The 4,748-nt window shown below is 71.3% G+C and carries 4 protein-coding genes and 1 pseudogene; all 5 read left to right on the forward strand.

The genetic code is table 11. The annotated features are described in order from the left end of the window. The coding region (locus tag KBX39_RS23645) for a carbohydrate ABC transporter permease (protein WP_210872560.1) at window positions 1-838 on the forward strand (838 nt) is incomplete at its 5' end. Next, complete coding sequence (locus KBX39_RS23650) at window positions 835-1,695, forward strand: carbohydrate ABC transporter permease (RefSeq protein WP_069087625.1); 861 nt, start codon at window positions 835-837, stop codon at window positions 1,693-1,695. The genes KBX39_RS23645 and KBX39_RS23650, both read left to right, overlap by 4 nt. Then, window positions 1,692-4,139 carry a glycoside hydrolase family 2 protein gene (locus KBX39_RS23655; RefSeq protein WP_210872562.1) on the forward strand — a complete coding sequence of 816 codons (2,448 nt, stop codon included), beginning with the start codon at window positions 1,692-1,694 and terminating at the stop codon, window positions 4,137-4,139. Before KBX39_RS23650 ends, KBX39_RS23655 begins: the two co-directional genes overlap by 4 nt. An 81-nt stretch (window positions 4,140-4,220) precedes the next feature. Beyond that, on the forward strand, window positions 4,221-4,559 hold the full coding sequence (locus tag KBX39_RS23660; protein ID WP_210872565.1) for a helix-turn-helix transcriptional regulator: 339 nt from the start codon (window positions 4,221-4,223) through the stop codon (window positions 4,557-4,559). Next, window positions 4,556-4,748: pseudogene (locus tag KBX39_RS23665) on the forward strand (sodium-independent anion transporter); the annotation flags it as partial. The gene KBX39_RS23660 and the pseudogene KBX39_RS23665, both read left to right, overlap by 4 nt.

Consider the following 4,748-nt stretch of genomic DNA (forward strand, 5'->3'; position numbering starts at 1 on the left):
GCTGTTCCCGCTGCTGTTCAACGCGGTCGGGTCGCTGCGCAACGACCGCCTGGACGACCCGACGCTGCCGTACTGGGCGGGCCTGGAGAACTTCAGCCGCCTGGCCGCCGACGAGGACTTCTGGAACGCCCTTTACAACACGTTCGGCATCTTCCTGCTCTCCACAGTGCCGCAACTGCTGCTCGCGCTGCTCGTCGCGTCGCTGCTCAACCGGAAGCTGCGGGCGCAGACCTGGTGGCGGGTGGGTGTCCTGCTGCCGTACGTGACACCGATCGTGGCCTCGACGATGGTGTTCAGCGTCTTCTTCTCCCGCGACTTCGGCATGGCCAACTGGGTGCTCGGCCTGCTCGGCATCGGCGGTGCGGACGACCCGATCGACTGGCGGGCCGGCAAGCTCCAGGCCTGGATCGCCATCGCCACCATGGTCAACTGGAAGTGGATCGGCTACAACGCGCTGCTCTACCTGGCCGCCATGCAGTCCATCCCGCGCGACGTCTACGAGGCCGCCGCCATCGACGGCGCCGGGCAGTGGAAGCAGCTCTGGCGGATAACCGTGCCGATGATCCAACCGGTGGTCCTGTTCACAGTCATCCTCTCCACCATCGGCGGGTTGCAGTTGTTCACCGAGCCGATGCTGTTCGACCCGAACGCGCAGGCCGCCACCGGCGGGCCGGACGGCGAGTGGCAGACCATCGCCCAGCTCATCTACAAGGTCGGCTGGAAGGACCTCAACCTCGGCTACGCCGCCGCCATGTCCTGGGCGTTGTTCCTGATCATCCTGATCGTGGCCGGCCTCAACTACCTGCTGACCAACCGACTCTCCGGAGGCCGCCGGTGACGACCCGACGTGTGGTGGCCCGGGCCCCGCAGGACACCCCGGCCGGGCTCTGGACCTACCTGCTGCTCGCGGTCAGCATGCTGTTCGCCGCGTTCCCGCTCTACTGGATGTTCGTCATCGCCACGAGCAACGACGAGGCGCTGGCGAAGCTGCCACCCGCGGTGGTCCCCGGCGACCGGTTCCTCACGAACGTCGAGGAGGTCTTCTCCCTCCAGGACGTCTACTTCGCCGCGTCGCTGATCAACAGCGTCATCGTCTCGGTGGTGGTGACCGCCTCGGTGCTGTTCTTCTGCTCGCTGGCCGGCTTCGCGTTCGCCAAGCTGCGCTTCCGGGGCAGCCGCGCGCTGATGCTGTTCGTGGTGCTCACGCTCACCGTGCCCAACCAGCTCGGCATCGTGGCGCTCTACATCGTGATGGGCAAGCTCGGCTGGAACGGCACGCTGCTCGCGGTCATCGCGCCCGGCCTGGTCACCGCGTTCGGCGTGTTCTACATGCGGCAGTTCATCCTGAACACCGTCCCGGACGAGCTGATCGAGTCGGCCCGGGTCGACGGCGCCACGACCATGCGGGTGTACGCGACGATCGTGCTCCCCGCGATCCGCCCGGCGCTGGCGGTGCTCGGCCTGCTCACGTTCGTGGCCACCTGGAACGACTTCCAGTGGCCGCTCATCACGCTCAGCGGCACCGACTACCCGACGTCGATGGTGGCGGTCTCCGACCTCGCAAGCGGCAACTACGTGATCTACCGGCGGGTGCTCGCTGGTGCGTTCATCGCCACCGTGCCCCTGCTGGTCATGCTGTTCATCGGTGGACGTCAGATCGTCCGCGGAATCATGGAAGGCGCGGTGAAGTCGTGAGCCGTCGAACTCTGCTGCACGAGGGATGGACGCTGCGGGCCGAGCCCGGTCCGGCGGTGCCGCCGCAGATCGCCGGGACGGCGGTGCCGGCGACAGTGCCCGGATGCGTGCACACCGACCTGCTCGCGGCCGGCCTCATCCCCGACCCGTACCTGGACGACAACGAGAACCGCCTCACCTGGATCGGGCGCACCGACTGGGTCTACGAGACGACGTTCGGATGGCAGCCCGGCGACGAAGAGCGGGTCGACCTGGTCTGCGCCGGCCTGGACACGGTCGCCACCGTCACGCTCAACGGCGTCGAGGTCGGCCGCACCGAGAACCAGCACCGCTCGTACCGCTTCGACGTCCGCGCGCTGCTGCGCCCGCACGGCAACACCCTGGCCGTACGCTTCGACTCCCCGTACCGGTATGCCGAGGCGCACCGGGACCGGCTCGGTGACCGGCCGAACGCGTACCCGGAGCCGTTCCACTTCATCCGCAAGACCGCCTGCAACTTCGGCTGGGACTGGGGACCGACGCTCGTCACCGCCGGCATCTGGCGCGACATCGGCCTGCACGCCTGGTCCACCGCCCGGCTCGCGTCGGTGCGGCCGATCGTCACCGTGGTCGACGGCGTCGGCCGGGTGGAGCTGCACGCCGAGGTCGAGCGGACCGGCGACGAGCCGCTGACCGTCCGCGCCACCGTCGCCGGGGTCACCGCCGAGGTCCCCGTACCGGCGGGGGAGCGGACCGCCGTCGTGACGCTCACCGTCGCGGGCCCCGCGCTGTGGTGGCCGATCGGGTACGGCGACCAGCCCCGGTACGACCTCGACGCCACCCTGCACGCCGCCGACGGCCGGGAGTTGGACGCCGCGTCCCGCCGGATCGGGTTCCGTTCGGTACGCCTGGACACCACGCCCGACGCGCACGGCACCCCGTTCGCGCTGCACGTCAACGACGTGCCGGTGTTCGTCAGGGGCGTCAACTGGATCCCCGACGACGCGTTCCCGAACCGGGTCACCCGGGAGCGCCTCGCGCAGCGGTTCGGCCAGGCGGCCGGCGCGCACGTCAACCTGCTGCGCGTCTGGGGCGGCGGCCGGTACGAGTCGGACGACTTCTACGACCTGGCCGACGAGATGGGATTGCTGGTGCAGCAGGACTTCCTGTTCGCCTGCGCCGCGTACCCGGAGGAGGAACCGTTCCGCACCGAGGTCGAGGCGGAGGCGCGCGAGCAGGTCACCCGCCTCGCCGGGCACCCGTCGCTGGTGCTCTGGACCGGCAACAACGAGAACATCTGGGGCTGGCACGACTGGGACTGGCAGGAACCCCTGGCCGGGCGCACCTGGGGGCGCGGCTACTACCTGGAGTTGCTCCCCGCCGTCGTCGGGGAGCTGGACCCGACCGTCCCGTACTGGCCGGGCAGTCCCTGGTCCGGCAGCGAGGAACTTCACCCCAACGACCCGGCGCACGGCACCACGCACATCTGGGACGTGTGGAACACCGACGACTACACGCGCTACCGGGACTACGTGCCGCGCTTCGTGGCCGAGTTCGGCTACCAGGCGCCGCCCGCGTACGCGACGCTGCGCCGGGCCCTCTCCGACGACCCGCTCGCGCACGACTCGCCGGGCATGACGCACCACCAGAAGGCAGCCGACGGGGACGGCAAGCTGCGGCGCGGGCTCGACGCCCACCTGCCGCCGCCCGCCGACTTCGACGACTGGCACTACCTCACCCAGCTCAACCAGGCCCGCGCCATCCAGCTCGGCGTGGAGCACTTCCGCTCGCACCGGCCGGTGTGCGCCGGCACCGTCGTGTGGCAGCTCAACGACTGCTGGCCGGTCACGTCGTGGTCGGCGATCGACGGCGACGGGCGCCGCAAACCCCTGTGGTACGCGCTGCGCCGCGCCTACGCCGACCGGCTGCTCACCGTGCAGCCGCGCGACGGCCGGCCGGCGCTGGTGGCGGTGAACGAGACCGCGCAGGCGTGGCGCGGGCCGGCCACCGTCACCCGGCTGACCGTCACCGGGGAGCCGAGGGCGAAGACCTCGGTCGACCTCGACGTCCCGGCGTACTCCTCGGTCGTGGTGGAACTGCCGGCGGAGCTGGCGCGGCCGGACGACGGCCGCGCGGAACTGCTCGTCGCGGACGCCGGGGACGCCGCGGAGCGCGCGCTGTGGTTCTTCGCCGAGGACCGCGACGTGCGGTGGCCGGCGGCGGAGTGGGACGCGGCGGTCGAGCCGGTGGACGGCGGCCGGCGGGTCCGGGTGACCGCGCGGACGGTGCTGCGCGACCTGACGCTGTTCCCGGACCGGCTGGACCCGTCCGCCCAGGTCGACGCGGCCCTGGTGACGCTGCTGCCGGGGGAGAGCGTCGTCTTCACGGTGAGCACCACGTGCCCGCTGGATGCCGAGGCGCTCACCTCCCGGCCGGTGCTGCGCTGCGTCAACGACCTGGCCTGAGCGGGACGCCCTTCATCTCCGTCGATGTGAAGATTTATGCAAGTGCTAAAGTCTTCAGAGTCGTCGTCGGAGGGGTGTGTCGTGTCGGTGCCGCTGTACCAGGCCAAGGCGGAGCTGTTCCGCACCCTCGGACACCCCGTGCGCATCCGGGTGCTCGAACTGCTCCAGGACGGGCCGAAACCGGTCCGCGACCTGCTCGCCGCCATCGACGTGGAGGCGTCCAACCTCTCCCAGCAGCTCGCCGTGCTGCGCCGCGCCGGCATGGTCACCTCGTACCGGCACGGCCCCCTCGTCATGTACGCGCTCAGCACCCCCGACGTCGCGGACCTGCTCGCCGCCGGGCGGCGCATCCTCGGCGCGGTCCTCACCGACCGGGACGGCCTGCTGGACGAGCTGCGGGCCTCGGGGACGGACCGGTGAGCGCGGCGACTGCCCTTCGCGCCGGTGACGTCGTACGGCAGACGGGCCGGCTGTTCCGCGGGCTGCTGCCCGGCCGGGCCGACTGGGCGGCGGCGCGCCGCTCGCCCCGGCGCGACCTGCTCGCCGGGCTCACCGTCGCCGTGGTGGCGCTGCCCCTGGCGCTCGCCTACGGCGTCACCTCCGGCCGCG

The sequence above is a fragment of the Micromonospora sp. D75 genome (assembly GCF_018070405.1).
GTDB classification, from domain to species: Bacteria; Actinomycetota; Actinomycetes; order Mycobacteriales; family Micromonosporaceae; genus Micromonospora; species Micromonospora chalcea.